This window comes from Methylobacterium longum, assembly GCF_022179385.1.
GTDB lineage: Bacteria > Pseudomonadota > Alphaproteobacteria > Rhizobiales > Beijerinckiaceae > Methylobacterium > Methylobacterium longum.
In genome coordinates this window covers 33,867-59,691 of sequence record NZ_BPQS01000014.1, presented here as the reverse complement: position 1 = coordinate 59,691, position 25,825 = coordinate 33,867, and the positions used below count along the sequence as shown (strand labels likewise).

Annotated in this window: 24 protein-coding genes; 8 read left to right on the top strand and 16 right to left on the bottom strand. The window is 69.4% G+C overall.

The window, feature by feature from the left end; translation table 11 throughout:
• The first annotated feature begins 19 nt into the window (after positions 1–19).
• Positions 20–700: a GntR family transcriptional regulator gene (locus MFF58_RS14635; RefSeq protein ID WP_238289176.1), complete on the top strand. Its 681-nt coding sequence runs from the start codon at positions 20–22 to the stop codon at positions 698–700.
• 21 nt (positions 701–721) lie between these two features.
• On the opposite strand, the gene MFF58_RS14630 is transcribed toward MFF58_RS14635, so the two are convergent.
• Complete coding sequence (locus MFF58_RS14630) at positions 722–1,375, bottom strand: GntR family transcriptional regulator (protein WP_238289174.1); 654 nt, start codon at positions 1,373–1,375, stop codon at positions 722–724.
• Between the two features lie 194 nt (positions 1,376–1,569).
• Between MFF58_RS14630 and dctP the strand changes: the two genes are divergently transcribed.
• From dctP to MFF58_RS14610, 4 genes are all read left to right on the top strand, one after another.
• Entirely contained in the window at positions 1,570–2,592 is a 1,023-nt protein-coding gene (dctP, locus tag MFF58_RS14625) for a TRAP transporter substrate-binding protein DctP (RefSeq protein WP_238289172.1), read from the top strand.
• Complete coding sequence (locus MFF58_RS14620; RefSeq protein ID WP_238289170.1) at positions 2,589–3,263, top strand: TRAP transporter small permease; 675 nt, start codon at positions 2,589–2,591, stop codon at positions 3,261–3,263. The genes dctP and MFF58_RS14620 overlap by 4 nt, the downstream gene beginning before the upstream one ends.
• Positions 3,260–4,612: a TRAP transporter large permease gene (locus MFF58_RS14615; RefSeq protein WP_238289169.1), complete on the top strand. Its 1,353-nt coding sequence runs from the start codon at positions 3,260–3,262 to the stop codon at positions 4,610–4,612. The genes MFF58_RS14620 and MFF58_RS14615 overlap by 4 nt, the downstream gene beginning before the upstream one ends.
• A 359-nt stretch (positions 4,613–4,971) precedes the next feature.
• Complete coding sequence (locus MFF58_RS14610; RefSeq protein ID WP_238289167.1) at positions 4,972–5,439, top strand: YbaK/EbsC family protein; 468 nt, start codon at positions 4,972–4,974, stop codon at positions 5,437–5,439.
• A 9-nt stretch (positions 5,440–5,448) separates the two neighbouring features.
• Here the strand turns inward: MFF58_RS14610 and MFF58_RS14605 are convergent, their stop codons facing one another.
• The 4 genes from MFF58_RS14605 to MFF58_RS14590 all read right to left on the bottom strand — a co-directional run bounded on the left by MFF58_RS14605 (position 5,449) and on the right by MFF58_RS14590 (position 10,272).
• Positions 5,449–6,261: an enoyl-CoA hydratase/isomerase family protein gene (locus MFF58_RS14605; protein WP_238289164.1), complete on the bottom strand. Its 813-nt coding sequence runs from the start codon at positions 6,259–6,261 to the stop codon at positions 5,449–5,451.
• A 23-nt stretch (positions 6,262–6,284) separates the two neighbouring features.
• On the bottom strand, positions 6,285–7,505 hold the full coding sequence (locus MFF58_RS14600) for a CaiB/BaiF CoA transferase family protein (RefSeq protein ID WP_238289163.1): 1,221 nt from the start codon (positions 7,503–7,505) through the stop codon (positions 6,285–6,287).
• Positions 7,506–7,510: 5 nt separating this feature from the next.
• Complete coding sequence (locus tag MFF58_RS14595) at positions 7,511–8,803, bottom strand: MFS transporter (RefSeq protein ID WP_238289161.1); 1,293 nt, start codon at positions 8,801–8,803, stop codon at positions 7,511–7,513.
• Between the two features lie 218 nt (positions 8,804–9,021).
• Positions 9,022–10,272, bottom strand: a complete 1,251-nt coding sequence (locus MFF58_RS14590; RefSeq protein WP_238289159.1) for a nitrate/nitrite transporter — start codon at positions 10,270–10,272, stop codon at positions 9,022–9,024.
• Between the two features lie 468 nt (positions 10,273–10,740).
• Here MFF58_RS14590 and MFF58_RS14585 point away from each other — a divergent pair, with 468 nt between their 5' ends.
• A complete protein-coding gene (locus tag MFF58_RS14585) occupies positions 10,741–11,676 on the top strand; it encodes a L,D-transpeptidase (RefSeq protein ID WP_238289157.1) in 936 nt (311 codons plus the stop codon).
• Between the two features lie 28 nt (positions 11,677–11,704).
• Here the strand turns inward: MFF58_RS14585 and glpX are convergent, their stop codons facing one another.
• The 3 genes from glpX to MFF58_RS14570 form a co-directional block, all read right to left on the bottom strand.
• Entirely contained in the window at positions 11,705–12,688 is a 984-nt protein-coding gene (gene glpX / locus MFF58_RS14580) for a class II fructose-bisphosphatase (protein WP_238289155.1), read from the bottom strand.
• A gap of 140 nt (positions 12,689–12,828) precedes the next feature.
• Entirely contained in the window at positions 12,829–14,145 is a 1,317-nt protein-coding gene (locus MFF58_RS14575; RefSeq protein ID WP_238289154.1) for a homoserine dehydrogenase, read from the bottom strand.
• Between the two features lie 109 nt (positions 14,146–14,254).
• A complete protein-coding gene (locus tag MFF58_RS14570) occupies positions 14,255–14,941 on the bottom strand; it encodes a ceramidase domain-containing protein (protein WP_238289152.1) in 687 nt (228 codons plus the stop codon).
• Positions 14,942–15,036: 95 nt separating this feature from the next.
• Here MFF58_RS14570 and xth point away from each other — a divergent pair, with 95 nt between their 5' ends.
• Positions 15,037–15,837, top strand: a complete 801-nt coding sequence (gene xth, locus MFF58_RS14565; RefSeq protein WP_238289150.1) for an exodeoxyribonuclease III — start codon at positions 15,037–15,039, stop codon at positions 15,835–15,837.
• A 71-nt stretch (positions 15,838–15,908) separates the two neighbouring features.
• Positions 15,909–16,532, top strand: coding sequence for a glutathione S-transferase family protein (locus MFF58_RS14560; RefSeq protein WP_238289148.1), 624 nt, complete (start codon positions 15,909–15,911; stop codon positions 16,530–16,532).
• Between the two features lie 21 nt (positions 16,533–16,553).
• Here MFF58_RS14560 and MFF58_RS14555 read toward each other — a convergent pair whose 3' ends face one another.
• The 8 genes from MFF58_RS14555 to MFF58_RS14520 all read right to left on the bottom strand — a co-directional run bounded on the left by MFF58_RS14555 (position 16,554) and on the right by MFF58_RS14520 (position 25,764).
• Positions 16,554–17,474 (bottom strand): tetratricopeptide repeat protein, encoded by a 921-nt coding sequence (locus MFF58_RS14555; protein WP_238289146.1) that lies wholly within the window; start codon positions 17,472–17,474, stop codon positions 16,554–16,556.
• Positions 17,461–19,191: a dihydroxy-acid dehydratase gene (gene ilvD, locus MFF58_RS14550; protein ID WP_238289144.1), complete on the bottom strand. Its 1,731-nt coding sequence runs from the start codon at positions 19,189–19,191 to the stop codon at positions 17,461–17,463. Before ilvD ends, MFF58_RS14555 begins: the two co-directional genes overlap by 14 nt.
• A 497-nt stretch (positions 19,192–19,688) precedes the next feature.
• Positions 19,689–20,492, bottom strand: a complete 804-nt coding sequence (gene eutC, locus MFF58_RS14545; RefSeq protein WP_238289142.1) for an ethanolamine ammonia-lyase subunit EutC — start codon at positions 20,490–20,492, stop codon at positions 19,689–19,691.
• On the bottom strand, positions 20,489–21,868 hold the full coding sequence (locus MFF58_RS14540; RefSeq protein WP_238289141.1) for an ethanolamine ammonia-lyase subunit EutB: 1,380 nt from the start codon (positions 21,866–21,868) through the stop codon (positions 20,489–20,491). The genes eutC and MFF58_RS14540 overlap by 4 nt, the downstream gene beginning before the upstream one ends.
• Before the next feature lie 63 nt (positions 21,869–21,931).
• Positions 21,932–22,792, bottom strand: coding sequence for a transglutaminase-like domain-containing protein (locus tag MFF58_RS14535; protein ID WP_238289139.1), 861 nt, complete (start codon positions 22,790–22,792; stop codon positions 21,932–21,934).
• Positions 22,793–22,862: 70 nt separating this feature from the next.
• The gene (locus MFF58_RS14530; protein ID WP_238289137.1) at positions 22,863–23,456 is read right to left on the bottom strand and encodes a LutC/YkgG family protein; all 594 of its coding nucleotides are present in this window, start codon (positions 23,454–23,456) and stop codon (positions 22,863–22,865) included.
• Entirely contained in the window at positions 23,453–25,024 is a 1,572-nt protein-coding gene (locus MFF58_RS14525; RefSeq protein ID WP_238289134.1) for a lactate utilization protein B, read from the bottom strand. The genes MFF58_RS14530 and MFF58_RS14525 overlap by 4 nt, the downstream gene beginning before the upstream one ends.
• Entirely contained in the window at positions 25,021–25,764 is a 744-nt protein-coding gene (locus MFF58_RS14520; protein WP_238289132.1) for a (Fe-S)-binding protein, read from the bottom strand. Before MFF58_RS14520 ends, MFF58_RS14525 begins: the two co-directional genes overlap by 4 nt.
• Positions 25,765–25,825: the final 61 nt, after the last annotated feature.

Below are 25,825 nucleotides of genomic sequence, written 5' to 3'. Positions count from 1 at the left end.
TGCCGTGTGTCGGGGGACCATGAACAAAATCGAGCCCGGGATCGGTATCAGCCGCCGTTACCTCCACGACGAGGTCGCGGAGCGGATGCGCGAACTGATCCGATCCGGCGAGATGGAGCCGAAGGCGCGGATCAACGAGAGCGAGTTGACGGAGCGCTTCGGGATCTCCCGCACACCGCTGCGGGAGGCGATCAAGATCCTGGCCACGGAAGGGCTGCTGGAGCTGCTGCCGAACCGGGGAGCGCGGGTCGCGAGCATCTCGGATGCCGAACTCGAGGAGATGATGGAGGTCATCGCCGGCCTTGAGGCGACCGCCGGGGACCTCGCCTGCCGCACGATCTCCGACGCCGAGATCGACGCGCTGCTCGTCGACCACGAGGCCATGGTCGCCGCCTGGAAGGCGAGCGACGAGGCCGGCTACTTCAGCCACAACCGCCGGATCCACGAAGGCATCATGGCGGCGAGCCGCAACACGATCCTGGCGAACATCTACGAAGGCCTGTCGGGCCGGATCCAGCGCTCGCGCTACTCGGCGCACCAGACGGCGGCGCAGTGGGCCCGGGCGGTGGCCGAGCACGAGCGGATGATCGAGCTGCTGCGTGCCCGGGACGGGGCGGCGCTCGCCGTGCTGATGCGCGAGCATATCCGCGGGAAGAAGTCCGTGATCGCCGCCAATTACGGGGTGGCCGAGGACGTCTGAGCGCCCCGGGACGACCGCGGGTCAGGCGGCGCTCGGTGCCCGCAGGCCCGCGACGAGGTCGGTGAAGCGGTCGCCTTGCACGACGACGTGGGTTCGCAGCGCCTCGGCGGCCTTGGTCTCGTCGCCGGCGAGGATCGCGGCGACGATCGCTTCGTGCTCGGCCAGCGATTGCGGCAGGCGCTGGCGGACGCGCAGCTGAAGGCGGCGGTAGGGCGCCAGGCGGCGGTGGAGGGACAGCGCCTGCTCGGCCAGGAACGCGTTGCGGCTCGCCCTGTAGACGACGGTGTGGAACACGTAATTCTCGGCGTAATACGCCTCGGTGTCGGACAGCGCGAGCGCGGCCCGGCACCCGTCGAGGGCGGCGCGCAGAGCCGCCGCGTCGTCGGGCACAAGCCGCCGCGCCGCGAGCCGGCCGCAGGCCGCCTCGATCTCCGCCATGGCCTCGAACATCGCGAGCAGGAGATGGGGCTCGGGGGCGCTGACGATCGCGCCGCGCCTGGGCTTGGTCTGCACCAGCCCGGTGACGGCCAGTTGGAGGAGCGCCTCGCGGATCGGCGTGCGCGAGACCCCGAACCGCGCCGCGAGCTGGTTCTCGTCGAGCCGCGAGCCCAGCGCGAGCTCGCCCGAGACGATCTCGTCCTCGATCCGCTGTCTCAGACGCTGGGTATGGTTCATTCTCCGGCAACCTCCCTCAGGATCCGGACGACGCACCTGACGCGACTCAGCGCTGTCAGGCCGCTGACACGTCGATGCATTATGCTGAAGCGTTGACAAAATATACAAGCCAGTCATTCATGCATACAACGAAGCCGCCGCAATATTGCAGCGCACAATACTAAGCCGCTGTGTTTGCGGTGCGGGAGAGTATGATGACGCCGACTCGTCGTTCGCTTGTCGCAGCCACCCTCGCGGCACCCGTGGTCCTGAAGTTCGGCCTCGGATCGGCGCAGGCGGCCACGACGCTGAAGCTGTCCCACCAGTTCCCCGGCGGCACGATCGAGGAAGGCGACTTCCGCGACCGCATGTGCCGGAAGTTCGCCAAGATCGTGAACGAGCGCTCCAAGGGCGCCCTGGAGGTTCAGGTCTATCCCGGCTCCTCGCTGATGAAGACGAACGCCCAGTTCGGCGCCATGCGCAAGGGCGCGCTCGACATGTCGCTGTATCCGAGCCCGTACGCGGGCGGCGAGGTGCCGGAGCTCAACATCGGGTTGATGCCGGCCCTGGTGACCTCCTACGCCCAGGCTGTGGCGTGGAAGAGCGCCCCGGTGGGACGCAAGCTGGCCGAGATCCTCGACGCGAAGGGCATCATCCTGGTCTCGTGGGTCTGGCAGGCGGGCGGGGTCGCCAGCCGCGAGCGCCCGCTCGTCGCTCCGGCGGACGCCAAAGGCATGAAGGTCCGCGGCGGCTCGCGCGAGATGGACATGATGATGAAGGAGGCGGGCGCCGCGACCCTGTCGATCCCGTCGAACGAATCCTACGCCGCGATGCAGACCGGCGCGTGCGACGCGGTGATCACCTCGTCCACCAGCCTGATCTCGTTCCGCCTGGAGGAGCTGGCCAAGGCGCTGACCTCCGGGCGGGAGCGGTCGTACTGGTTCATGCTCGAGCCGATCATGATGTCCAAGACCGTGTTCTCCGGGCTGCCGAAGGACCAGCAGGATCTGATCATGGCGGTGGGCACCGAGCTCGAATCGTTCGGGCAGGCCGGCGCGAAGGAGGATGACACCCGGGTCGAGGAGATCTTCACCAAGGCGGGTGCCAAGGTCTCGCAGCTGGATGAAAAGTCGCTCGGGCAGTGGCGCGATCTCGCCCGGAATACCGCCTGGAAGGATTACGCCGGCAAGAACGCCACCTGCGCCGAGTTGCTCAAGCTCGCGGAGCAGGTCGCGTGAGCCACGGCTTCGACGCGGCTACCGCGGCCCCCGATGGGCAGGCCGCCGACGAACCCCGCCTGCCCGGGCTGCTCGGCCACTTCGACCGGGCGATGCGCCTCCTCAACCGGGTGATCCTGGCGCTCGGCGGCCTCTGCCTCGTCTCCGCCTGCCTGGTGCTGACCCACAGCGTGGTCGTCCGCTACGTCCTGAAGGAGCCGACGGACTGGCAGGACGAGATGGCGGTGTTCCTGATCATCGGGGCCACCTTCCTGTCGGCCGCGGGCGTGCAGGCCAAGCGCGGCCACGTGGCGATCGAGGCCCTGACAGGGCTGCTGTCGCCGACGGTGAACCGGATCCGGCTCCTCCTCGCGGACGTGATCAGCCTCACCTTCTGCCTGTTCTTCGCATGGAAGAGCTGGTCCCTCGACCACGAGGCCTGGGTCGACGGCCAGGTCTCGCAATCGACCTGGGGACCGCCGCTCTGGATCCCCTACACGCTCATGTCGTTGGGCATGAGCCTCCTCTGCCTGCAATTCGTCCTCCAGATCGCGGAGGCGCTGGCCTACGGACCCCGCGCCGCGGGCTGGGCGAAGCCGAAGATCGGGCTCGGTGCCGATCTGAACCGCAACCTCGAGCCCGAGGGCCCGGATCCGATGGGACAGACCGTGGCCGCGAAGGGAAAACGATGAGCACCGCGGCGATCGGCTTCCTCTATGCGGGCGCGACCCTCGGCGCGATGCTCTCGGGCATCCCCATCGCGTTCGCGCTGGGCTTCGTGGCGCTGGCCTTCATGGTGGCGTTCATGCCCGGCGCCTCGCTCGATACGGTGGCGCAGAACGTCTACGAGGAGATGGCCTCCATCACCCTGCTGTCGATCCCGCTGTTCATCCTGAAGGGCGCAGCGATCGGGCGGTCCCGGGCGGGCCAAGACCTCTACTCGGCCATGCACGCCTGGATGCACCGGATCCCCGGCGGGCTCGGCATCGCCAACGTCTTCGCCTGCGCGCTGTTCGCCGCGATGGCCGGATCGAGCCCGGCGACCTGCTCGGCGATCGGCTCGGCCGGAATCCCGGAAATGCGCAAGCGCGGCTACTCGCCGGGTTTCGCAGCCGGGATCATCGCGGCCGGCGGTACGCTGGGCATCCTGCTGCCGCCCTCGATCACGATGATCCTCTACGCGGTGGCGGCGGAGCAGTCGCTCGGGCGCCTGTTCCTCGCGGGGATCGGGCCGGGGCTGCTGCTCGTCGGTCTGTTCGCGACTTGGTCGATGATCCGGTTCCGGTCCGAATACGCCACCGCGAAGGCGATCCTGGAGAACGGCGGCCCGACCTCGCCGATCCTCACCGATGACCAGTACAGCATGGCGCAGCGCTTCTCGACGCTGCCGCGGGTCCTGCCCTTCGTGGTCCTGCTCACCGGCGTGATGGTGGCGCTCTACGGCGGCTATGCCACGCCCTCGGAGACCGCCGGCCTCGGCGGCCTGCTGGCCCTCGGGCTAATCGCCGCCATCTACGGCGTGTGGCGGTTCCGCGACGTCAGCCCGATCCTGACGGCGACGCTGCGGGAATCGACCATGCTGATGCTGATCATCGGCATGTCGCTGCTCTACGCCTACGTGATGAGCTACCTGCACATCTCGCAGGCGGCCGCGCAGGCGATCGTGGCGATGCAGCTCTCGCCCTGGCTGCTTCTGCTGACGATCCTGGCGCTGGTGATCGTGCTGGGCTTCTTCCTGCCCCCCGTCTCGATCATCCTGATGACCGCGCCGATCATCCTGCCGCCGCTGAAGGCCGCCGGATTCGACCTCGTCTGGTTCGGCGTGGTGATGACCATCACCATGGAGATGGGCCTGATCCACCCGCCGGTCGGCCTCAACATCTTCGTCATCAAGAACATCGCGCCGGACATCCCGCTGTCGGACATCATCTGGGGCACCCTGCCCTTCGTGCTGCTGATGGCGGTGGCGATTTTCATCCTCTGCCTCGTGCCGGGGATCGCCATGTGGCTGCCGGACCTGCTGCTGGCCTCGACGCGGTAGGATCCCGAGCGTCCGCCGCGGATCTCCCTCTGCCCTCCGTGGGAGAGAGAGAGCGCCCTTCCGCGGCGCCTCGACCTTGGCGGCGATGATGCGAGGTCCATGCGCCGGCCGGCGAGATCACCGCTTCGTCATCGCGCGGAGCGATCGGCGAGCCGCTCCGTCCCTCGCGAAGCGTCCTCGAAGCGTCCTCGAAGCGTCGTAGGATGAAGGACTGGTCGGCCGGCGGCGGCGAGGTGCGTCCTCGTGCGATCGTCACGGTCGCGTCCGCGGGAACGGATGCCCAGGTCGCCGCGCACCGCGCCAAGACCCGCACCCCGGCCTCGCTGCGGGCTATCGTATTCGCCGTATCAGGATCGTTCATGAGTCTCGCATCGGTCCGGGCCTTCTTCGCCGAGAGGTCGCCCGACATCGCGGTCGTGGAACTGGACACCCGGACCGCCACCGTCGCGGAAGCCGCGGTCGCCCACGGCGTGGACCCGGCGCAGATCGCCAAGACGCTTTCGCTCCGGGTCGGCGATCAGGTCGTCCTGGTGGTGACCCGCGGGGATGTCCGCCTCGACAACAGGAAGGCGAAGGCAGTGCTCGGCGGCAAGGTCCGGATGCTCGATCTCGACGCGGTCGAGGCGATCACGGGCCACCCGGTCGGCGGTGTCTGCCCGTTCGGGCTCGCCGCTCCGCTACGCATCTACTGCGACGTCTCGCTCAAGGCGTTCGACGCGGTGGTTCCGGCCGCGGGCAGCGCCTGCAGCGCCGTCCGCATCGCGCCGGAGCGCATGGCCGCGCTCACGGGCGCCACCTGGGTCGATGTCTGTCAGGCACCGGGCTGAGCGCTGCGCTCAGCGCCCGGTCCAATTGGGCGGGCGCTTACCGAGGAACGCCTCCATCCCCTCGCGGAAGTCCTGGCTCATGTAGCACATCAGGATGAGGTCATCGCCCGGATGCGACGCGCCCTCTTCCGGCGCCTCCTCCTCGGCGAGGCGCCGCAGCCCCTCCTTGGTGGCCTGCATGGTGAGCGGCGCGTGCCCGGCCAGGAGCTGCGCCAGCGCATCGACCCGCTCGGTAAGCGCGGCGCGATCTTCGACGACCTCGCCGATCAGCCCGATCGACAGGGCCTCCTCGGCTCCGACGAGCCGCGCGGTGAAGATGATGTCCTTGACCCGGGCCGGGCCTATGAGGTCGGACAGCCGCTTGAGGTTGCCCTGGCTCAAACAATTGCCCAGCGTCCGCGCGATCGGGAAACCGAAGCGTGCGTCGCGGGTGGCGACGCGCAGGTCGCAGGCGGCCGCGATGGCCGCGCCGCCGCCCGTGCAGGCGCCCGCGATCGCCGCGATGGTTGGCACCCGGAGTCGCTCCAGGGAGCCCAGCACCCGGTCCATGAAGCGCTCGTAGCCCAGCGCGTCCTCGGCGGTGTTGAAGCTGCGGAACTGGGCGATGTCGGTTCCGGCCGCGAAGGCCTTGTCGCCGGCACCCGTGATGATCAGCGCCTTCACGGCCGGGTCGTCGGTGATCGCTTCGCAGCAGGTGATCAGGCCCTGATACATCGCGAAGGTCATCGCGTTGCGGGCCTGGGGCCGGTTGAGGACGATCCGGGCGATGCCGGCTTCGTCCGTCGTGAACAGCAGCTCGTCTGTCGCGGGCGCGGCTTGCATGGCACGGTCTCCGTTCGGCGGGGTCAGGCGACGGTCTCGCGGACCACACCCCGTGCGATCAGGCCGTCGATCTCGGCGGCCGCGTAACCGGCCTCCGCGAGGATCGCCCGGGAATGCTCGCCGAGCAACGGGGCAGGCCCGTGCACGCGACCGGGCGTGGCGGAGAATTTCACAGGCAGCCCCAGCGTCTTCATCCGGCCGACGCGGGGATGATCGACCTCGACCACCATCTCGCGGGCCAGCGTCTGCGGATCCCGGTGCATGGCGTTGACGTCGAGCACCGGGCCGGCCGGCACACCGCCGGCCTCCAGGCGCGCCAGCCACTCCGCCGAACCGTGGGCGCGGAAGACCGGGGCGAGGGTCGCGGCGAGTTCGTGCCGGTTGGCCATCCGGTCCCGGTTCAGCGCGAACCGGGGATCCTCACCGAGCGCCTCGGCGCCGATCGCCTTCAGGAGCCGCAGCCAGTTGGTCTGGTTGGCCGCCCCGATGGTGATCCAGCCATCGGCGGTCTCGACCGCCTCGTAGGGCGCGTTGAGCGGGTGGGCCGAGCCCATCGGCCCGGGCGCGATCCCGGTCGCCATGGCGATGGCCGACTGCCAGTAGGTGTGGGTGATCCCCGCCTCGAACAGCGAGGTGTCGACGGCCTGGCCCTGTCCCGTCCGGAGCCGGTTCGCGTAGGCCGCCAGGATGCCCATGGCCGCCAGGATGCCGGCGGTGATGTCGGTCACGGGCGGTCCGCACTTCATCGGCGGCCGGCCGGGCCCCTCCCCGGTCACCGACATGAGCCCGCTCATGCCCTGCGCGACGAGATCGAAACCGGCGCGATCAGCGTAGGGCCCGGTGCGGCCGAAGCCCGACAGCGAGCAGTACACGAGTTCCGGGAACTCCTGGCGCAGGGTCTCGTAGCCGATCCCGAGGCGCTCCATTGTGCCGCCCCGGTAATTCTCGATCAGCGCATCGGCCCCGCCGAGCAGGCGCCGCAGCACGGCCACGCCGTCCGGATCCTTCAGGTCGAGACTGATCCCGCGCTTGCCGCGGTTCATCATCATGTAAGCGGCGCTCTCACCCTCCAGGGCGGGCGGAACCGTACGACGGGTGTCGTCGCCGTCCATCTTCTCAACCTTGATGACCTCCGCGCCCATGTCGGCGAGCATCAGCCCGCAGACCGGGCCGGCCATGATGTGGGCGAGTTCGATCACCCGCATCCCCGCGAGCGGACCGGACCGCTTCGTCGCCCCCGCCATGGCGCCTACTCCCCGGCCGGGACGGTGGCTGCGGGACCGACCGGCGGCGTGACGGGATCCACGAACTCCCGCTCGGGATGCATCGTGAAGGCGAGCCCGGCCCCGAGCAGGCACAGGCCGATGGAACCGACGAACGGCAGCGTCCAGCTCCCCGTCAGGTCGACGATGACGCCGAAGACGATCGGCGAGACGATCGCCGCGAGGGCCGAGCCGGTGTTCATCAGGCCGCTGGCGGTGCCGGCATATTTCGGCGCGATGTCCATGGGCACGGACCAGATCGGCCCGATCACCAGCTCGGCGAAGAAGAAGCCGGAGGACAGGAGCAGCGCCACCAGGGTCAGGTCGCGGGTCATGAACACGCCCGCGAGGCTGGCTGCCGCGCCCAGGAAGCCGACGACGATCACCGACAGGCGGGCGAGCTTCACGTTGCCGGTCCGGTGCAGGATGGAGTCGCTCATCAAGCCGCCAACCGTGTCGCCCACCACGCCGGCGAAGAAGACGCCGGAGGCGAACAGGGCCGAGTTCTTCAGATCGAGGCTGTAGTTCTCCTTGAAGAAGCTGGGCAGCCACCCGAGGAACAGCCACAGCGTCCAGCCGTAGCAGAAGTAGGTGATGCTCACCGGCAGCATCCGCTTGGTCAGGGCGCCCCACGGCACGCTCTGCTTCGCGCCGACCTTGCGGGGCTCCGGCAGCGTCTCGAGTTCGGCGCGGGTGATCGCCGGATGGTCGGACGGGTCGTCACGGAAGTAGAGCCACCAGGCCACCACCCAGAAGAAGCTGACGGCGCCGAGGATCACGAAGCTGGTGCGCCAGCCGAAATGATAGATCAGGAAGGCGACGATCGGCGGCGCCACCGCGTTGCCCAGCCGCGCGAAGGCGTGGGTGATCCCCTGTGCGAAGCCGCGCCGACCGGGCGCCGTCCAGTTCTGCATGGCCCGGGTGGCCGTCGGGAAAGTCGCGCCCTCGCCGAAGCCCAGGAGCACGCGGGCCATGAACAGGCTCACGAGGCCGCCGACCATGCCGGTCAGGATCGTGGCCGTCGCCCAGATCACGCCGCAGGCGAGCAGCGTCCGCCGCGCGCCGAACTTGTCGCCGACGGAGCCGCCGATCACCTGGAAGATCGCGTAAGGGTACGCGAAGGCCGACAGGATCAGGCCGAAATCGGTCTTCGACATGCCGAACTCGCGCATGATCTCCGCGCCGGCCGTCGCAATGTTCACCCGGTCCAGGTAGGTGATGAAGTACATCACGCAGAGCAGGCCGAGCACGCCGTTCGTGGCGCTGAAGCGCTTCGACATCGACCGTTCCTCCCAGGGTGGGCACCGCGCAGGGTCGCCCGGCGCCTCGACCACGCGGTCGGGCGCTCTCTCGTAATGCATTATTCAAACGCGTCGCGAGGCAGAAGGCAACCGTTGAACTGACCGCGACGCGCGAATTGGTCGGGCACCGCAACGGGAAACGGGGACCGCGAGGGTCCCCGTTCCAGGTGCTCCTCTAGCGGCGGGACGCGATCCGCTCAGGCTGTGGCGGGGCGAAGCTGGCCCTGCTCCGCCTCGGCCGCGGTGCCGAGCGCCTTGCCGCGCGGACCGACCCAGCTTCCGACCCACTTGCGCTGCCACAGCGCCAGGCAGCCGAGCACGATCGCCGCGAAGGCCGCGTAGCCGATGAAGCCGTACGAGAACGATCCGGTATATTGCTTGGACAGGCCCATGACGTTCGGCAGGATCGCGCCGCCGAGGGCACCGACCTCGCCGATCATCGAGCCGGCCACCGCCGTGTTGTTGGGCCAGCGCAGGGGGACGAGCTGGAACAGCGCGCCGTTGCCCGCCCCGAGAGCCGCGAAGCACAGCATGAACAGGAGCGTCGTGAGGGCGAGGGACGGGGTCGCGGTCAGCGACAGGAACGTGGCGATCGCCGCGAGCAGCACGACCGACAGGACCGCGATGCCGCCCATCCGGTCGGCGAAGTAGCCGCCGACGATCCGGATGCCCGACCCCATGAAGGCCGCCAGCATGGTCAGGCGCCCGGCTTCGACCTTCGTCACGGCGAACTGCTCGTAGAAGAAGGTCGGAAGGAAGTTGGAGAGGCCGACGAAGCCGCCGAAGGTGATGACGTAGATCAGCGAGAAGGCCCAGCCGTCCTTCGTGAACAGGCAGGAGACGTGCTCCTTGAACGACTGGTGCTCGGCATCCGGCGGTTCCTTCGCCAGGACGATCATGACGACGAGCGGCAGCAGCATCACGACGCCCGCGAAGGCGTAGGTGGTCTGCCAGCCGTAGGCCTGGGCCAGCGGCGGAGCGAACAGCACCGCCAGCACGGTACCGGAATTCCCGGCCCCCGCGATGCCCATGGCCAGCCCCTTGTGCTCGGGCGGATACCAGCCCGAGCCGAGCGACAGCGCCACGCCGAAGGACGCGCCGGCGATGCCGAGCAGCACGCCCATGGCGAGCACGTCGTTGTACGAGGAGACGAACAGGTAGCCGTAGGCCATCGCCAGCATGATCACGCCCATCTCAGTGATCGCGGCGTTCTTGCGGCCGATATACTGGGCCAAAATTCCGAGCGGGAAGCGCATCAGCGCGCCGGCCAGGATCGGCAGCGAGATCATGAAGCCGGTCTGGGCCGGCGTGAGCTTGTAGGTCTCGGTGATGAACGGACCCATGGCCCCGTTCAGGACCCAGATGGCGAAGCAGAAATCGAAGTAGAGGAACGCCGCGAACAGCGTCGGGGGGTGACCCGACTTCATCACTGTCTTGAAGCTGGCCATAGCTGGTGCTCGTCTTGAGTGGGCGAACCGTCACGCGGTCGCTCATGCCGGGGAACCGGACTCACACCGTCCGCTGTTGGAGCGTCGTTGCTCCCGGCCGCATCAGGCGCGGCCCCTCCGTCATTGCAGCAAGCGTGCCAAGCTTCCGGTCTGCGGAGCCGGCACCGCGGCGACGCGGCGTCTGGCCGGCGCCGGATCAGCCGGTGCCCGCAATCCGGGCAGGCGTTGCCGAGCAAACGGGCGGCGCACCGCGCAGCGGGCCTCAGACCATTGAGGCGCAGCAGCAACACCCATGGGGAGAAAGCGATCGAGAGTCCCGGCGAACGCCCCGATAGTCCCTCCTGCAACTTGGCGGCGATGCGCGATATTTGCTAAGCCGCGGATTGAGCTGCCCCACGACTTCGTGCGTGCCGGCTCGATCGCGCGCCGTCGCAGAAGCCGGTGTCGCCATCCAGGGAAATCCGTACGATGTCCGTTCCAATCCGCCGCCTTCTCCTGGCCGGCTTCGCCGTTCTCGCCCTCGCCTCGACCGCCGAGGCCCAGGGCCGTGGACCGGTCGGAGAATCCGGGATCGACGGGTTCGGCGACGACGGACAGCTCTACCGGGATCAGAACGGCGCGTATTACGTCCGGCGCGGCGATCGTTACCTGCCCTACACGGGGCGCACCGACTTCGTCCGCCCGACCCCGGGCGCGCCCCCGGCCGCCCCCCCGCCGGCCGCGGGTCTGGACGCTCCCCTGTCGGAGCCGGCCCGTCCAGGCGCGGCACCGGGCGCCCAGGGATTGTCACCGCTTGAGGCCGCCAAGGCCAAGGCGGTGCTTCGCGCACCCGACAACGAGCCGATCGACTACGCCAAGGCCTATGGGCCGATCGCCGACGACGTGTTCCCGGTCCAGGCCTTCAATTATAAGAAGATGAACCCCGCCTACCTCCGGCAGGAGATCGCTTACCGCGGGCCCTACGAGCCGGGCACGATCATCGTCGACCCGCGGGCGCACCAGCTGACGCTGGTCGAGGAGAACGGCCGGGCCCGGCGCTACGGTGTCGGCGTGGGCAAGCAGGGCTTCTCGTGGTCCGGCAGCGCCACGGTCAATTCCAAGCAGGCCTGGCCGGACTGGTACCCCCCCAAGGAGATGATCGCGCGCAGCCCGAAGCTCGCCGGCGAGGTCGACAAGCTTCAGAGCGGCCTGGGCGTCGCGGGCGGCCTGCGCAATCCGCTCGGGGCACGGGCCATGTACCTCTGGCAGGGCAACAAGGACACGCTGTTCCGCATTCATGGCACGCTCGAGCCGTTCTCCATCGGCAAGAGCGTTTCCTCCGGCTGCATCCGGATGATCAACCAGGACGCCATCGACCTGTTCAGCCGCGTCAACGTCGGCAGCAAGGTCGTCGTCCTGAACTGAGGCCGCGCGGCAGCGGCCGCGCGACGCTTCAGCTGAGCCCGCGCCGGTGCTCCCCGAGGATCCGCCGGACGGTACCGGCTTCCGACCGGTAAACCAGCGTTTCCGTCTGGATCCGGTCGGGCCGGAACCGCACGCCCCGCAGGAGCGCCCCGTCGGTGACGCCGGTGGCGGCCACGATCACGTCGCCGCTGACCAGATCGGTGAGGTCGTACTTCCGGTCGAGATCGGCGATGCCCATCTCCGCCGCGCGGCGACGGCGCTCGGACGTGTCGAGGATCAGGCGCCCCTGCATCTGGCCGCCGATGCACCGCATGGCGGCCGCCGCCAGCACGCCCTCGGGGGCGGCACCCGTCCCGAGATACAGGTCGATGCCGGTATCCTCGGGGCTCGCGGTGAAAATGATGCCGGCGATGTCGCCGTCCGAGATCAGGCGGACCGCCGCGCCCGCCGCCCGCACCTCCGCGACCAGGGCGGCATGCCGCGGCCGGTCGAGGATCAGCGCGGTGATCTGCTGCGGGTCGACACCCTTGGCACGGGCGAGCGCCGCGATGTTCTCGGTGGGGCTGGCGTCGAGATCGACGAGGCCCGCGGGATAGCCCGGACCGATGGCGATCTTCTGCATGTAGACGTCCGGGGCAGCGAGCAGCGAGCCGCGCTCGGCCATCGCCATCACCGCGATCGCGCCCGGCATGTCCTTGGCGCAGAGCGTCGTGCCCTCCAGCGGATCGACCGCGATGTCGACCTCGGGCCCGTCGCCCCGACCCAACGTCTCCCCGATGAACAACATCGGCGCCTGATCGCGCTCGCCCTCCCCGATCACGACGGTCCCGCGGATCGGCAGCAGGTTGAGTTCGTCCCGCATCGCGTCGACGGCCGCCTGATCCGCGGCCTTCTCGTCGCCTTTGCCGCGCAGGCGTGCGGCCGCGATGGCGGCGCGCTCGGTCACGCGGGCGAGTTCGAGGGCGAGCGTGCGCGGCACGCCGCGTTGCGCGGACCTGGGGGCGTCAGCCATCGTTTCCTGCCTCTGTCCGGGCCCGATCTTGAAGTCGGATCCCGGTTTGAACGCCGCCGGGCGTCGGGCGTTCAGTCTAAGGCCCGCTTACCGTGGTCGAATAACATGCATCAACCTGCGAATAGCACTCACAGGTTGTTTTACTCCCGCTCGATCCGGATGACCTGCGGGGGCTCGGCCAGCAGCCCGTCGTCGCCGATGGCGTCGAGCGCAGCCCGGATGTTGCCCTCGGTCGCCGCGTAGGTGATCAGCACGAGAGGCACGGGCCGCCCGGACCGCCCGCGTGGATCGGTGTCGGCACTCTCGGTCCGACGCTGCAGGATGCTCTCCAGGGAGATCTCCCGCTCGGCCATGCGCTGGGCGACACCGGCCGCGACACCGGGACGATCGTGGACAGTCAGGCGGATGTAGTAGCCGCCTTCGTGGCGCTGCATCTCGACCCGCTCGCTGGCGCTCATCGCCGAGGCCGGGATTCCGAAGGTGGCGCGCACGATGCCGCGGGCGACGTCGGCGATGTCGGCCAGAACCGCGGAGGCCGTGGCCTCGCCGCCGGCGCCGGGCCCGATGAGGGTCAATTCGCCGACCGCGTCGGCATCGATGGTCACGGCGTTGGTCACGCCCATGACCTGCGCGATCGCGGAGGATTTCGGCACCATCGTCGGGTGAACGCGCTGCTCGATCCCGGCCTCGGCCGCCTGCGCCACGCCGAGCAGTTTGATCCGGTAGCCGAGCTCGTCCGCCATACGCAGATCCAGGGGCTGAACCCGAGAGATTCCCTCCACCGACACGCCGTCGGCATCGACGGCCGTGCCGAAGGCGAGGCTCGTCAGGAGCGCGAGCTTGTGCGCGGTATCGAAGCCCTCGACATCGAAGGTCGGGTCCGCCTCGGCGTAGCCCAGCGCCTGTGCGTCCTTGAGGCAGGCCTCGAAGGTGAGGCCCTCGCGCTCCATGCGGCTGAGGATGTAATTGCAGGTGCCGTTCAGGATCCCGTAGATGCGCAAGATCGTGTTGCCGGGCAGCCCCTCCCGCAGGGTCTTGATCACCGGGATGCCGCCGGCCACCGCCGCCTCGAAGGCGAGGGCCACGCCGTTCTCCTCGGCGAGCGCGGCCAGGGCCGCGCCGTGACGCGCCAGAAGGGCCTTGTTGGCGGTGACCACCGGCTTGCCGACTCCGAGCGCGGCCTCGACGACCGCCTTGGCCGGGCCCTCCGCGCCGCCGATCAGCTCGACGACGCAGTCGACGTCGCCGGATCGCGCCAGCGCCACGGGATCGTCGAACCACGCCACGTCGGTGAGATCCAGGCCGCGGTCGCGGCTGCGGTCGCGCGAGGAGACCGCGGCGACGCGGATGTCGAGGCCGGCCGCAGCGAGCGCCGCACGGCGGCGCTCGACCATCCGGACCACGGACGCACCGACGGTGCCGAGCCCGGCGATCCCGAGGCGAAAGCTCACTGTCATCACCCTTTCCGTGCCCGGGCAGCCGCGATGGACCGGGCGCCCGATGCGGCGCACTTCTGCAAGAATTCCGCACGGGCCGCAAGGAAACCGCCGGGCGCCCGGGACCGGCTCATCCGGCGGCCTCGCGATGACGGATGGCGGTCGCCACCAGCGCGTAGAGGACGGCCGCGTTCATGAGGTGCCAGAGCGCGTGCGTGCCCGTCGGCCACGCGGCACAGACTGCCTGATCGGCGGTGCGGGCAACCAGCGAGACCAGGAACAGTACGCCGATGCCGGCGAGCCGCCACCCGGTGTTGAGGATGCGCGCCTCGGGCCGGCCTAGCACGGCCGCGGCCATGCCGAACAGCGCGAGCAGGGCCGGCAGGTAATCGATCGAGCCGTTCGTCAGGCTCGAAACGTCGGCACCGGCCAGCCCGTCGAGCATCGGTGTCAGCGCGAAGCCGAACAGGACGAAACCGGCGGTTGCCGCGGCGACGCGCGTCGGACTGAGCCTCAGGAATCGACGCAGCGCCAGCGTCAGGTAGGCGTAGATGAAGAGCGCGATCGGGATCACGTCGGCGAGCAGCGCCGCGTAGATCGCCAGCGTGTGGAACAGGAACGAGCCGAGGCCGACCACGGCGATCAGGCCCGCGAGGGCGAGACAGGCGCGGTCCGGCGGCTCGGCCCTGAAGGCGCGCCGCGCCGAGGCGGCCGCCGCGAGCAGGAAGGCGCCGTTCGAGAGGGCGTTGGCCGGTTCGGCCCAGAAGCCCGGGTCGTTCCGCTCGCAATAGGCCTTGATCGGCTCGAACCAATCCATCCCGCGACCCTAGTATTCCGATCTTGCGCCGGGATGGCCTTGTCAGGGCGCGGCGAAGCGCGGATGACGGCGCGGCGGCGACCGGAAGCGAGGCGATGCGGATCACCACCTGGAACGTCAATTCGATCAAGCAGCGGCTGCCGCATCTCCTCGCCTTCCTGGAGGAGGCGCGGCCCGACGTGGTCTGCCTGCAGGAGTTGAAGTGCCAAGACGAAGCCTTCCCGCGCGCCGAGGTTGAAGCCGCCGGCTACGCGGTCGAGACGCTGGGTCAGAAGGCCTATAACGGCGTCGCGCTCCTGGTCCGGAAGCCCCTCGAGATCGCGCCGGATTCCCTCCGGCGCGGCCTGCCCGGCGACGCGTCCGACGAGCAGGCCCGCTACATCGAGGTGCTGGTGACCGGCACGGAGACGCGGCCGGTGCGGGTCGCGTCGATCTACCTGCCCAACGGCAACCCGGTGGACAGTCCGAAATATCCGTACAAGCTCGCCTTCCTGGAGCGTCTCCGGCTTCACGCCCGGGCGATCATGGCGGACGAGATCGCGGTGGTCCTGGCGGGCGACTACAACGTCATCCCCGAGCCCGCCGACGCAGCCGATCCCGAGGCTTGGCGCGGCGACGCCCTCTTCCTTCCCCAGAGCCGGGCCGCGTTCCGGGTCCTTCTAGCCGAGGGCTACACCGACGCCCTGCGCGCCTGCGATCCGCGCGACGGGCTCTACACGTTCTGGGACTATCAGGCCGGCTGCTGGCAGCGGAATGCCGGCATCCGCATCGACCACCTGCTGCTGTCGCCCCAGGCGGCCGACCGGCTGATCTCGGCCTCGGTGCAGAAGCACCTGCGCGGTCTCGACAAGCCCTCCGACCACGTGCCGGTGACGGTCGAACTCTCCGCCGGCTGAGTCCTGCCCTAGATTGCCGGGACGGGCCGGCGCAAGGTCGCGGCCGTGCCCTTCAATCCTGGGAGTTCCGCTTGATCGTCTATGGTACCGGCTATTCGCCCTACGTCCGCAAGGTTCTGGTCTCGCTCACCGAGAAGGGCGTCGCCTACGAGCACCGGCCGGTGATGTTTCACGCGCCGGATCCCGACTTCCAGGCGGCGAGCCCCCTGGGCAAGATCCCGGCCGTCGAGGTCGACGGGTTCAGGCTCGCGGATTCGTCGGCCATCCTCTGGTACCTCGAGCGCAGGCACCCGACGCCGGCCCTGGTGCCGACCGATCCGCAGGCCCTCGGCCGCGCGGTCTGGTTCGACAAGTTCGGCGATACCGAATTGTTCGGGAAGCTGATCGTGCCGTTCGTCGAGCGGGTGCTGAAGCCCAACATGATGGGTCAGCCCACCGACGAGGCCGCCGTCACCAAGGCCCTCGACAAGGACCTGCCGCCGCTGTTCGACTACCTGGAACGGCAGATCTCGGGCCCGTACCTCGTGGGCGACGCGTTCAGCATCGCCGACATCTCGATCGCCACCGGCTTCTACAATTTCCACGTGGCCGACGCGCAGGTCGACGCGGGCCGCTGGCCCAAGCTCGCCGGCTACGTCGCCGAAACCCTGGCACGCCCGTCCTTCCAGGCCGCGCAGGCCGCCAAGAAGGGCTGAGGATCGCGGATCAGGCGGCGGTCAGCGCCGCCGCCTGATCGAACCCACGGTCTGCAGCTGCGTCTGCGCCTCGGCGCGGTCGTCGTCGTTGGCGGCCGCCCAGTTCTTGTCGTAGAGCCCGACGATCCAATCGTCCTTGCGGCTCTCCGCGCCCTCGCGGGCCAGCGACAGCCACATCAGGCCCTTCACGCGCTGGATGGGGATCCCGCCGAGGCCGTTGACCAGCATGTCGCCGAGCAGCGCCTGCGCGGGGTGATGCCCCTTCTCGGCCGCAAGGTTGAACCAGCGCGCCGCCTGCCGCGGATCGGACTCGACGCCGGTGCCGTCGAGGTAGAGCCGGGCCAGATTGTACTGCGCGTTGGGGTCGCCGTAATACGACGCCGCGTAGTTGAACATGTCGTAGGCGCGCTCGGGGTTAGGGCGCACGTAGCTGCCCTTGATCCCCTCCAGGAAGTAGGTGCCGAGCGCCGTGAAGGCGCTGCCGAGGACCGCGGAATTCTGCGGATCGGGGCCGTCATCGGTGCTGGCGTCGGCGATCCGGGAGAAGAACTCGAACGCCTTCAGGTCGTCGTGGGGCACGCCGTCGCCCTCGGCGTACATCCGGCCGAGCTTCCACAGCGCCAGGGCATGACCCTGGCCCGCGGCGTATTCCAGCGCCCGTGCGGCGCCCTGCTTGTCGCCGGCATTGTACTCGCGCACGCCCGCCCGGAGCGCGTCCTTGGCCGACCGGTAGCCCTTGTCGGCCACGGGCACCTGAGCCGGGACCTGGACCGGCGTGCGGATGCTGGCATCGAGGGCCCGGGGCGCGGCCGTCGGCACGACGAGCAGGGCCAATGCCCAGGCCCCGGCGGCGATCCTGCCCGCGCGCCTGAGTCGGATCCGACCGGGATCGACCCCGGCCGGCGCCTGACGCCGGCTGAGGTCAGTCCTAGACGTCCGCATAGCTCTGCGTCTCCTTGGCCCCTCCCGGATGGGTGACGGCGCCGTACAAGGCCGGCCCGACGCCCTGCGCGTATTTCCAGAGATAGCCGGAGGTCGCGGCGTTGGTCCGCGGCGTCCAGGCTTTCCGACGTTCGGCGAGTTCCTCGTCCGAGAGAGCGACGTCGAGCGTGCCCTGGATCGCATCGAGGGTGATCATGTCGCCGTCGCGGATCAGGCCGATCGGACCGCCGACGGCAGCCTCCGGCCCGACATGGCCCACGCAGAACCCGCGGGTGGCGCCGGAGAAGCGCCCGTCCGTGATCAGCGCGACCTTGTCGCCCATGCCCTGACCGTAGAGGGCCGCAGTGGTGGACAGCATCTCGCGCATCCCCGGACCGCCGCGCGGCCCCTCGTAGCGGATGACCAGAACCTCGCCTTCCTTGTAGGTGCGCGCCTGCACGGCCTCGAAACAGGCCTCCTCGCCGTCGAACACGCGGGCCGGGCCGGTGAAGACCTGCTTCTCGGCGGCCATGCCGGCGACCTTCACGATCGCGCCCTCGGGCGCGAGGTTGCCCTTCAGGCCGACGACGCCCCCGGTCGCCGTGATCGGCTTGTTGGCGGGGTAGACGACGTCCTGGTCGGGATTCCAGGTCACGCGGTCCATGTTCTCCGCGATGGTGCGGCCGGTGACCGTCAGGCAGTCGCCGTGCATGAAGCCGTGATCGAGCAGCGTCTTCATCAGCAGTGGGATGCCGCCGACCTCGAACATGTCCTTCGCGACGTAGCGGCCACCGGGCTTCAGGTCGGCGATGTAGGGCGTGCGCCGGAAGATCTCGGCGACGTCGAACAGCGTGAACTCGATGCCGCACTCGTGGGCGATGGCCGGCAGGTGCAGGGCCGCGTTGGTCGAGCCGCCGGAGGCGGCGACCACGGTGGCGGCGTTCTCCAGCGCCTTGCGGGTGACGATGTCGCGCGGGCGGATCTGCTTGGCGAGCAGCTCCATCACCTTCTCGCCGGCGGTGGCGCAGAACTTGTCGCGGATCTCGTAGGGCGCCGGGGCACCGGCCGAGTAGGGCAGCGCGAGGCCGATGGCCTCGGAGACGGTCGCCATGGTGTTGGCGGTGAATTGCGCGCCGCAGGCGCCGGCCGACGGGCAGGCGACCTGCTCCAGCTCGTCCAAATCCTCCAGGCTCATGTCGCCGACCGCGACCTTGCCGACCGCCTCGAACAAATCCTGCACGGTCACGGGCTTGCCGCGGAACGAGCCCGGCAGGATCGAGCCGCCGTAGATGAAGATCGACGGCACATTGAGCCGGACCATCGCCATCATCATGCCCGGCAGCGACTTGTCGCATCCGGCGAGGCCCACCAGGGCGTCGTAGGCGTGGCCGCGCATGGTCAGCTCGACCGAATCCGCGATGACTTCGCGGGACGGCAGCGAGGCGCGCATGCCGCCATGGCCCATGGCGATGCCGTCGGTCACCGTGATGGTGCAGAACTCGCGCGGCGTGCCGTTGGCGGCGGCGACCCCCTTCTTCACCGCCTGTGCCTGGCGCATCAGCGAGATGTTGCAGGGCGCGGCCTCGTTCCAGCAGGAGGCGACGCCGACGAGCGGCTGGTGGATCTGCTCACGGGTCAGGCCCATGGCGTAGAGGTAGGAGCGGTGCGGGGCGCGGTCGGGCCCCTCCGTGACGTGGCGGCTCGGCAGCTTCGACTTGTCGTTCAAACGCGTCACCATGACTTCAGACCAAGCCTTCGCACAGCCAATCCCGAAGGTGCGCAGGACCGTGGCGCCTCGCCGTTCGCGATGCGCCGGATGGGTCGTCCGCCTGCTCGGGAAGTCCTCTTTTCCGAACGGTAAAGCGTTGTCGAAATTGCCGTTTACCGCGGATCTTGAGGTGGGCCCGGACTATGGCGGGATCGCGGCGTTTACGGGCAGGTCTCGGGGCGGAGCCGGGATCGTTTTACGGTGTTGCGACCCCGCCACAGCCACGCTTGGGGCCATTTCGCGAGATCAGAAATGGCCAAGGTCAATCACGCTGGGACAGACCGCATGGTGGCCGCGGCACGGCGTTCGCGTTCGGCCGGAGCCGGTGCCGGGCGTCCATGGCGGCCGGTCCGGGATCGTGCCGCCCCGATCAGTGCGCGGGTCCGCAGCCTGAGGCAAATGTCGGGACGGGGCTCGCGCCGGAGCATGTCCGGGCCGGCTCCAGCGACGCCGGCCCCGCTCCGAACTCAGTCCGACGTTCCGTCCGCGTCGGGAAGCGGGCGCGCAGGTCCCCGGGCCGCCAGGGCGCGGTCGCTCTCGTCCTTGAGTGTCACGCCGGTGAGACCGAGGGAGAGCGCGCGCGCCAGCAGCCAAGCGAGCTTAAATGCCGCGAGATCGGGCGCGAGGCCGGCGCTCCGCACGTTCGAGATGCAGTTGCGCTCGGCGTCCGAGCGACCCGGCCGTGGGCCGACGGTGAGGTAGATGCCCAGGCTGTCGGGTGACGACAGGCCGGGTCGCTCGCCGATCAGGACGGCGACGGCGCGCACGCCGAGCGCCTGTCCGATATCGTCCCCGAGGGCCACCCGCGCCTGCCGGGCGATGACGACGGGCGCCAGCGTCCACCCCGCCTTCCCGGCATGGGTCCCGAATGCCGCCAGGACCGGCGCGGCGTTCTCGTGCACCGCCCGGGCCGACAGACCGTCCGCGACCACTACGGCGAGATCGGCGCCGTCGGCCTCACCCTGGAGCGCGACACGATCCTCCGCCGCGAGCCGGCGTCCGAGATCGGGCCTGCGCAGGTAGGTCGCCCGGTCGGGCGCCTGCGAGGCGACCGTCAGCGTGGGGAAACCGAGATCCGCGATCCTGCCCGCGAGGGCCGCGGCCTCGAGCGGCGCGTGCACGGCGTCGCGGGCCTGGGCGTGATCGAGGCCGAAGCGCAGCACCGCGCGGGTGGGCAGCCCGCTGCCCGCGCGGCCGAGCCCGATCCGGGCCGGTGTCAGTCCGGCGAGACGTGCCCAGATCGCGCGGTTGTCGCCCACGCCGTCTGTCATGCGGCGAGACCGGGCGCCGAGGACAGGAGGGGCGTCTCCGCGCCCTGGATCAGGGCTCCCGCGCCGTCCGTGAGCCCGAGCCCGTGCAGCCACGCCTCGAATTCCGGGGCGCGCCTGAGGCCGAGCACCTCGCGCAGGTAGAGCGAATCGTGGAACGACGTGGATTGATAGTTCAGCATCACGTCATCGGCCCCCGGTACGCCCATGATGTAGGTGCAGCCGGCCGCGCCGAGCAGCGTCAGCAGGGTGTCCATGTCGTCCTGATCGGCCTCGGCGTGATTGGTGTAGCAGACATCGACGCCCAGGGGGACGCCCATCAGCTTGCCGCAGAAATGGTCTTCCAGTCCGGCCCGGATGATCTCCTTGCCGTCATAGAGGTATTCGGGGCCGATGAAGCCCACGACCGTGTTCACCAGCAGCGGTCGGAAGGGGCGGGCCACCGCGTAGGCCCGTGCCTCCAGGGTCTGCTGGTCGATGCCGTGATGCGCATCCGCCGACAGCGCCGAGCCCTGGCCGGTCTCGAAGTACATGCAGTTGTCGCCAATCGTGCCGCGCTTGAGCGCCGATGCCGCCGCATGGGCTTCCTTCAACATCGAGAGTGTTACCCCGAAACTGGCATTGGCCTTCTCGGTGCCGGCGATCGACTGGAAGACGAGATCCACCGGCAGGCCCCGCTCCATGGCGGCGAGCGTGGTCGTGACGTGGGTGAGCACGCAGGCCTGCGTGGGGATCGCGTGGCGCTGGATCACCGCGTCGAGGAGTTGCAGGAGGTCGCCGATCGCCTGGACGGAATCCGATGCCGGGTTGATGCCGATGACCGCGTCGCCGCAGCCATACGCGAGCCCGTCGAGGATCGCCGCCGTGATGCCTTGCGCATCGTCGGTCGGGTGGTTCGGCTGCAGCCGCACGGCCAGGGTGCCCGGCAAGCCGATCGTGTTGCGGAAGCGGGTCACCACCCGGCACTTCCGCGCCACCGAGATCAGGTCCTGATTGCGCATGATCTTGGAGACCGCGGCGGCGATCTCGGGGGTGATGCCGGGTGCGATCCGCGCCAGCGTCTCGGGCGCGGCGGTAAGCAGGAACTCGCGGAAATCGCCGACCGTCAGGTGGCTGATCTCCGCGAAGGCGGCTGCGTCGTGGGTGTCCAGGATGAGGCGGGTGACGTCGTCGGCCTCGTAGGGGATCAGGGGCCGCGCCAGGATCTCGGCGAGGGGCACCTCGGCGAGGCACCAGCGGGCCGCCGCGTTCTCCTCCGCGGATCCGGCCGCGATGCCGGCGAGCCGGTCGCCGGACCGGACCGGCGTCGCCTTCGCCATCAGCGTGGCGAGGTCGGCGAAGGCGTGGGTACGTGGGCCGACGACGTGACGGTAGGCCATGCGGACTCCCCGGGGACAGGATCACCCGATCACAGGATAGGGCGATCCGATGCGGATGTCCGCTCAGGCCGCCCCCGCATGCGGCGCCGGGATCTCCGTGGAGATCGCGTCCACCGTGCGGGGCATCGGGCTGCCCTGCCCGTCCGCCCGCTGGATCCGCACCTGCTGGTTGACCGGCTGCATGTTGCCGAACGGCGTCGAGAAGGCGATCTCGGCGGCATCGCGCCCGACGCCGATGCGCACCAGACCGTCGAGGTCGGCCTGCCGGGTGGCGTCGAACAGCCACCAGCGGCCGTCGAGATAGGCCTCGAAGACCGCGTGGAAGTCGCTGGGCACGAGGCCGTGGGCGTAGCAGCTCACGAACCGGGCCGGGATGCCGAGCGCCCGGCAGAAGGCGGCGCCGATATGCGCGAAGTCGCGGCAGACGCCCGCCCGCTTGAGCAGGGATTCGTCCGCCGTCGTCTCACCGTCGCTGGTCCCGGGCTGATAGGCGATATGGTCGTGGATCCAGTTGCAGATCTGGTTCACCCGGGCGTAGCCCTTGGGCAGCGCCCCGAACTCCGCCAGCGCGAACGGCGTGAGCCGGTCCGAGGAGACGAACCGGCTCGGCAGGAGGAACGGCAGGATATCGAGGGGCAGTTGCCCGATCGGCGTCTCGTTGATGGTTTCGGGGTCGGCGCGGTGGACCGTGAGATTGACCTCGGCATTGTACTCCAGCGCGAACTGGCCGGTCGGCACATTGACCGCGAGATAGCGGTTCTGAAGGTCGGGCGTCGTGTACAGGTCGCGCTTCAGGTTCGGTGTCAGGACCAAGCTCTCGCTCAGGATCTCGACGCTCTTCAGCTTCGCCACCTCCAGATTGAAGATGAAGGTGGTGTCCGACAGGATGTTGTAGGACAGGCTGCAACCCAGGATGTAGCGCATCGGATCTCCTTGCCGGACGACGGCTTCGCCATCGTCCAAGCAAGGGATGCGCCCGATCGTCGGTTCCGGCTCAGGCCGCTCGCGGCAGCATCAGCACCGTCAGCGAGCGGACGCCCTGGGCGCCGTGGATCAGCACGCCCTCGATGTCGGCGGTGGCGGACGGGCCGGTATGCAGCACGGCGTAGGCGGAGCGACCGAATTCCGGACGCCGGTAGGCCGCCTGCACGTTCGGCAGTATGTCGGCCGGGTCGAGCAACACAACGAGGTGCTGCGCGAGATAGGCCACCGCGTTCACGATCAGCTGATCTTCCGTGAACAGGACCGAGCCCGTCTCGGCGATGCCGAACACCGCCCGGACCACCGCCACATCGACGTCCTCGACCTCCTGTGGAGAGCGCACCGCCCGGAGGTCGCGATTGCCGGCGAGTTCCGGGACCGCGGACGCGATGACCGTCGCCGCATCGAGCCGCTCGCGCACGCCCGCGAAGACGTCATCGGTGCCGGGCTCGGCCACCCGGCCACCCATGCGCTTCAGCCGGTCGCCGAACTCGACCACGAGGTCGTCGCCGACCAGCGGGGCGAACAGCGGCACCTCCGGGAGGGGGAAGTCGCCCGCCGGGCGGTTCCGGCGGATGTCGGCCAGGATCGCGTCGCGGGCGCTCATCGGGCCGTGTCCTTCATCCGGTTCTGCTTGTACCACGCGTGGAAGGTCTGGCGCGGCGCGTCCGGCATCTCGCGCTTCTTCCCCCAGGTGTTCAGCGGATTGTAGACCGCGAAGCGCGGCAGAACCTTGAGGGCGGAGTCCGCGGCGCCAATCGCCGCCCGGTAGGCCGCCGGCCGGGACAGCACCGCGCCCGCGGCCTTCATCATGCCCTGCTTGAGGGCGGGGATCTGGTGCTCCTCCACCAGCACCTTGCGCCACGCGAAGATCTGCTCGTGAATGTTGATCTTCACCGGGCAGACGTTGGTGCAGGAGCCGTTCATCGTCGAGGAGAACGGCAGCGTTGAATATTTCCGCTTGTTGAAGGTCGGGTCGATGATCAGGCCGATCGGCCCGGAATAGGTCGCCCCGTACGAGAGGCCGCCGGAGCGCCGGTAGACCGGGCACGTGTTCATGCAGGCGCCGCAGCGGATGCACTTCAGGGAGGTCCAGAACTCCTCCATGCCGAGCCGCTCCGAGCGGCCGTTATCGACCAGCACCATGTGCATCTCGGTCCCCGCGCGGGGACCGCGGAAATGCGATGTGTACTGCGTGATCGGCGAACCCAGCGCCGAGCGCGACAGCAGGCGGATGAAGACGCCGAGATGCTCGACCTTCGGGATGATCTTCTCGATGCCGATCGAGTGGATCTGCAGCGGCGGCACGTTGCCGGAGAGGTCGGCGTTGCCCTCGTTGGTGCAGGTGACGACCGAACCGGTCTCCGCGATGGCGAAGTTGCACCCGGTCATGCCGGCATCGGCCTTCAGGATGTAGGGCCGCGTCGTCTCGCGCTGGCTCTCGGCGAGGTAGTGGGCGTCGTCGTTGTCCGGATCGGTGCCCAACGTCTTGGCGAAGACCTCGGCCACGTCCATCCGGGTCTTGTGGACCGCCGGAGCCACGACGTGGCTCGGCTCCTCGTTGTCGAGCTGCTGAATGCGCTCGCCGAGATCGGTCTCGATGACCTCGATGCCGTTGGCCGCCATGTGGTGGCGGAAGCCGCACTCCTCTGTGAGCATCGACTTGGACTTGACCAGGGTCCTGGCGCCGCGGCTGCGCAGGATTTCCAGGACGATGCGGTTGTGGTCGGCGCCGTCCCGGGCCCAGTGGACCTGGACGCCGTTCGCCTTCGCGGCCGCCTCGAACTGCTCGAGATAGCGGTCGAGATGGCTGAGCGTGTGGGTCTTGATCTGCGACGCGAGGTCCCGCAGCGCCTCCCATTCGGGGATGCCGTGCGCGGAGACGTCGCGCTTCTTGCGCAGATCCCAGAGGCGCTCGTCGTGGGCGGCCTGATGCAGCGGCGCGGCGAGGAAGCGCTCGGCCGCCTCGGCCTGATCGATCGGCCGGTCGCCGCGGATCTTGGCGCCCCGCGGTTGGGGCTCGCGGACCTTCGGCGCGCGGATCGGCTTCGAGGCGGCCTCGGCGTGCTGGAGGCGGCCGCCGTCCTGCGAACGCTCGCTCTCGTCGTCGCGGGCCCGCACTTCCGGGTGGATGACGCCCTCGCGCTCGCGCGGGTTCAGATCCTCGACGCTCATGCGGCGGCTCCGTTCAGCACCTGCGCGATGTGGATGTACTTGAGCGGCAAGCCCAGGCGCTCGGCGCAACCCTTCTGGTGCATCAGGCACGAGGAATCCGCCGACACGACGTACTGGGCACCGGCCCGGTTCTGATCGGCCACCTTGTCGTAGCCCATCTTGGCCGAGACCGCCGGCTCGAACACCGAGAAGGTGCCGCCGAAGCCGCAGCACTCGTCCGGCCGGGCGAGATCGACCAGCTCGACGCCGTTCACGAGGCGCAGCAGGTCGAGCGGCTTGGAGAAGTACGGCTTCACCAGCTCCGACGGGCGCGCATGGTGGATGCCGCGCAGGGCATTGCAGTTGCCGTGATAGGCGACCTTATGGGGGAAGTTCGCCCAGGGCAGCGCCTCGACCTTCAGCACGTCGTGCAGGAACTCCACCAGCTCGTAGGTGCTGGCGCGGACATGCCGCACCGCCTCGGTCTGCGGGATCGCGGTCAGGTGCTCGCGCACCTGATGCACGCAGGATCCCGAGGGCGCGACCACGTAGTCGAACCCGGAGAAGTTCTTGACGAACAGCGCCTCCGTGGCCGCCGCCTCGGCGTGGCAGCCGGTATTGGTCATCGGCTGCCCGCAGCAGGTCTGGTCGAAAGGATACTCCACCGTGCAGCCGAGCCGCTCCAGCAGCTCGAGGGTGGCGATCCCGACCTCGGGTTCGAAGGCATCGACGTAGCACGGCACGAACAGGCCGACCCGCATGGTCCGGCATCTCCCTGGATTGCCATTCCGCTGGTCTGGAACGGTTCGAGACTGATCGGAC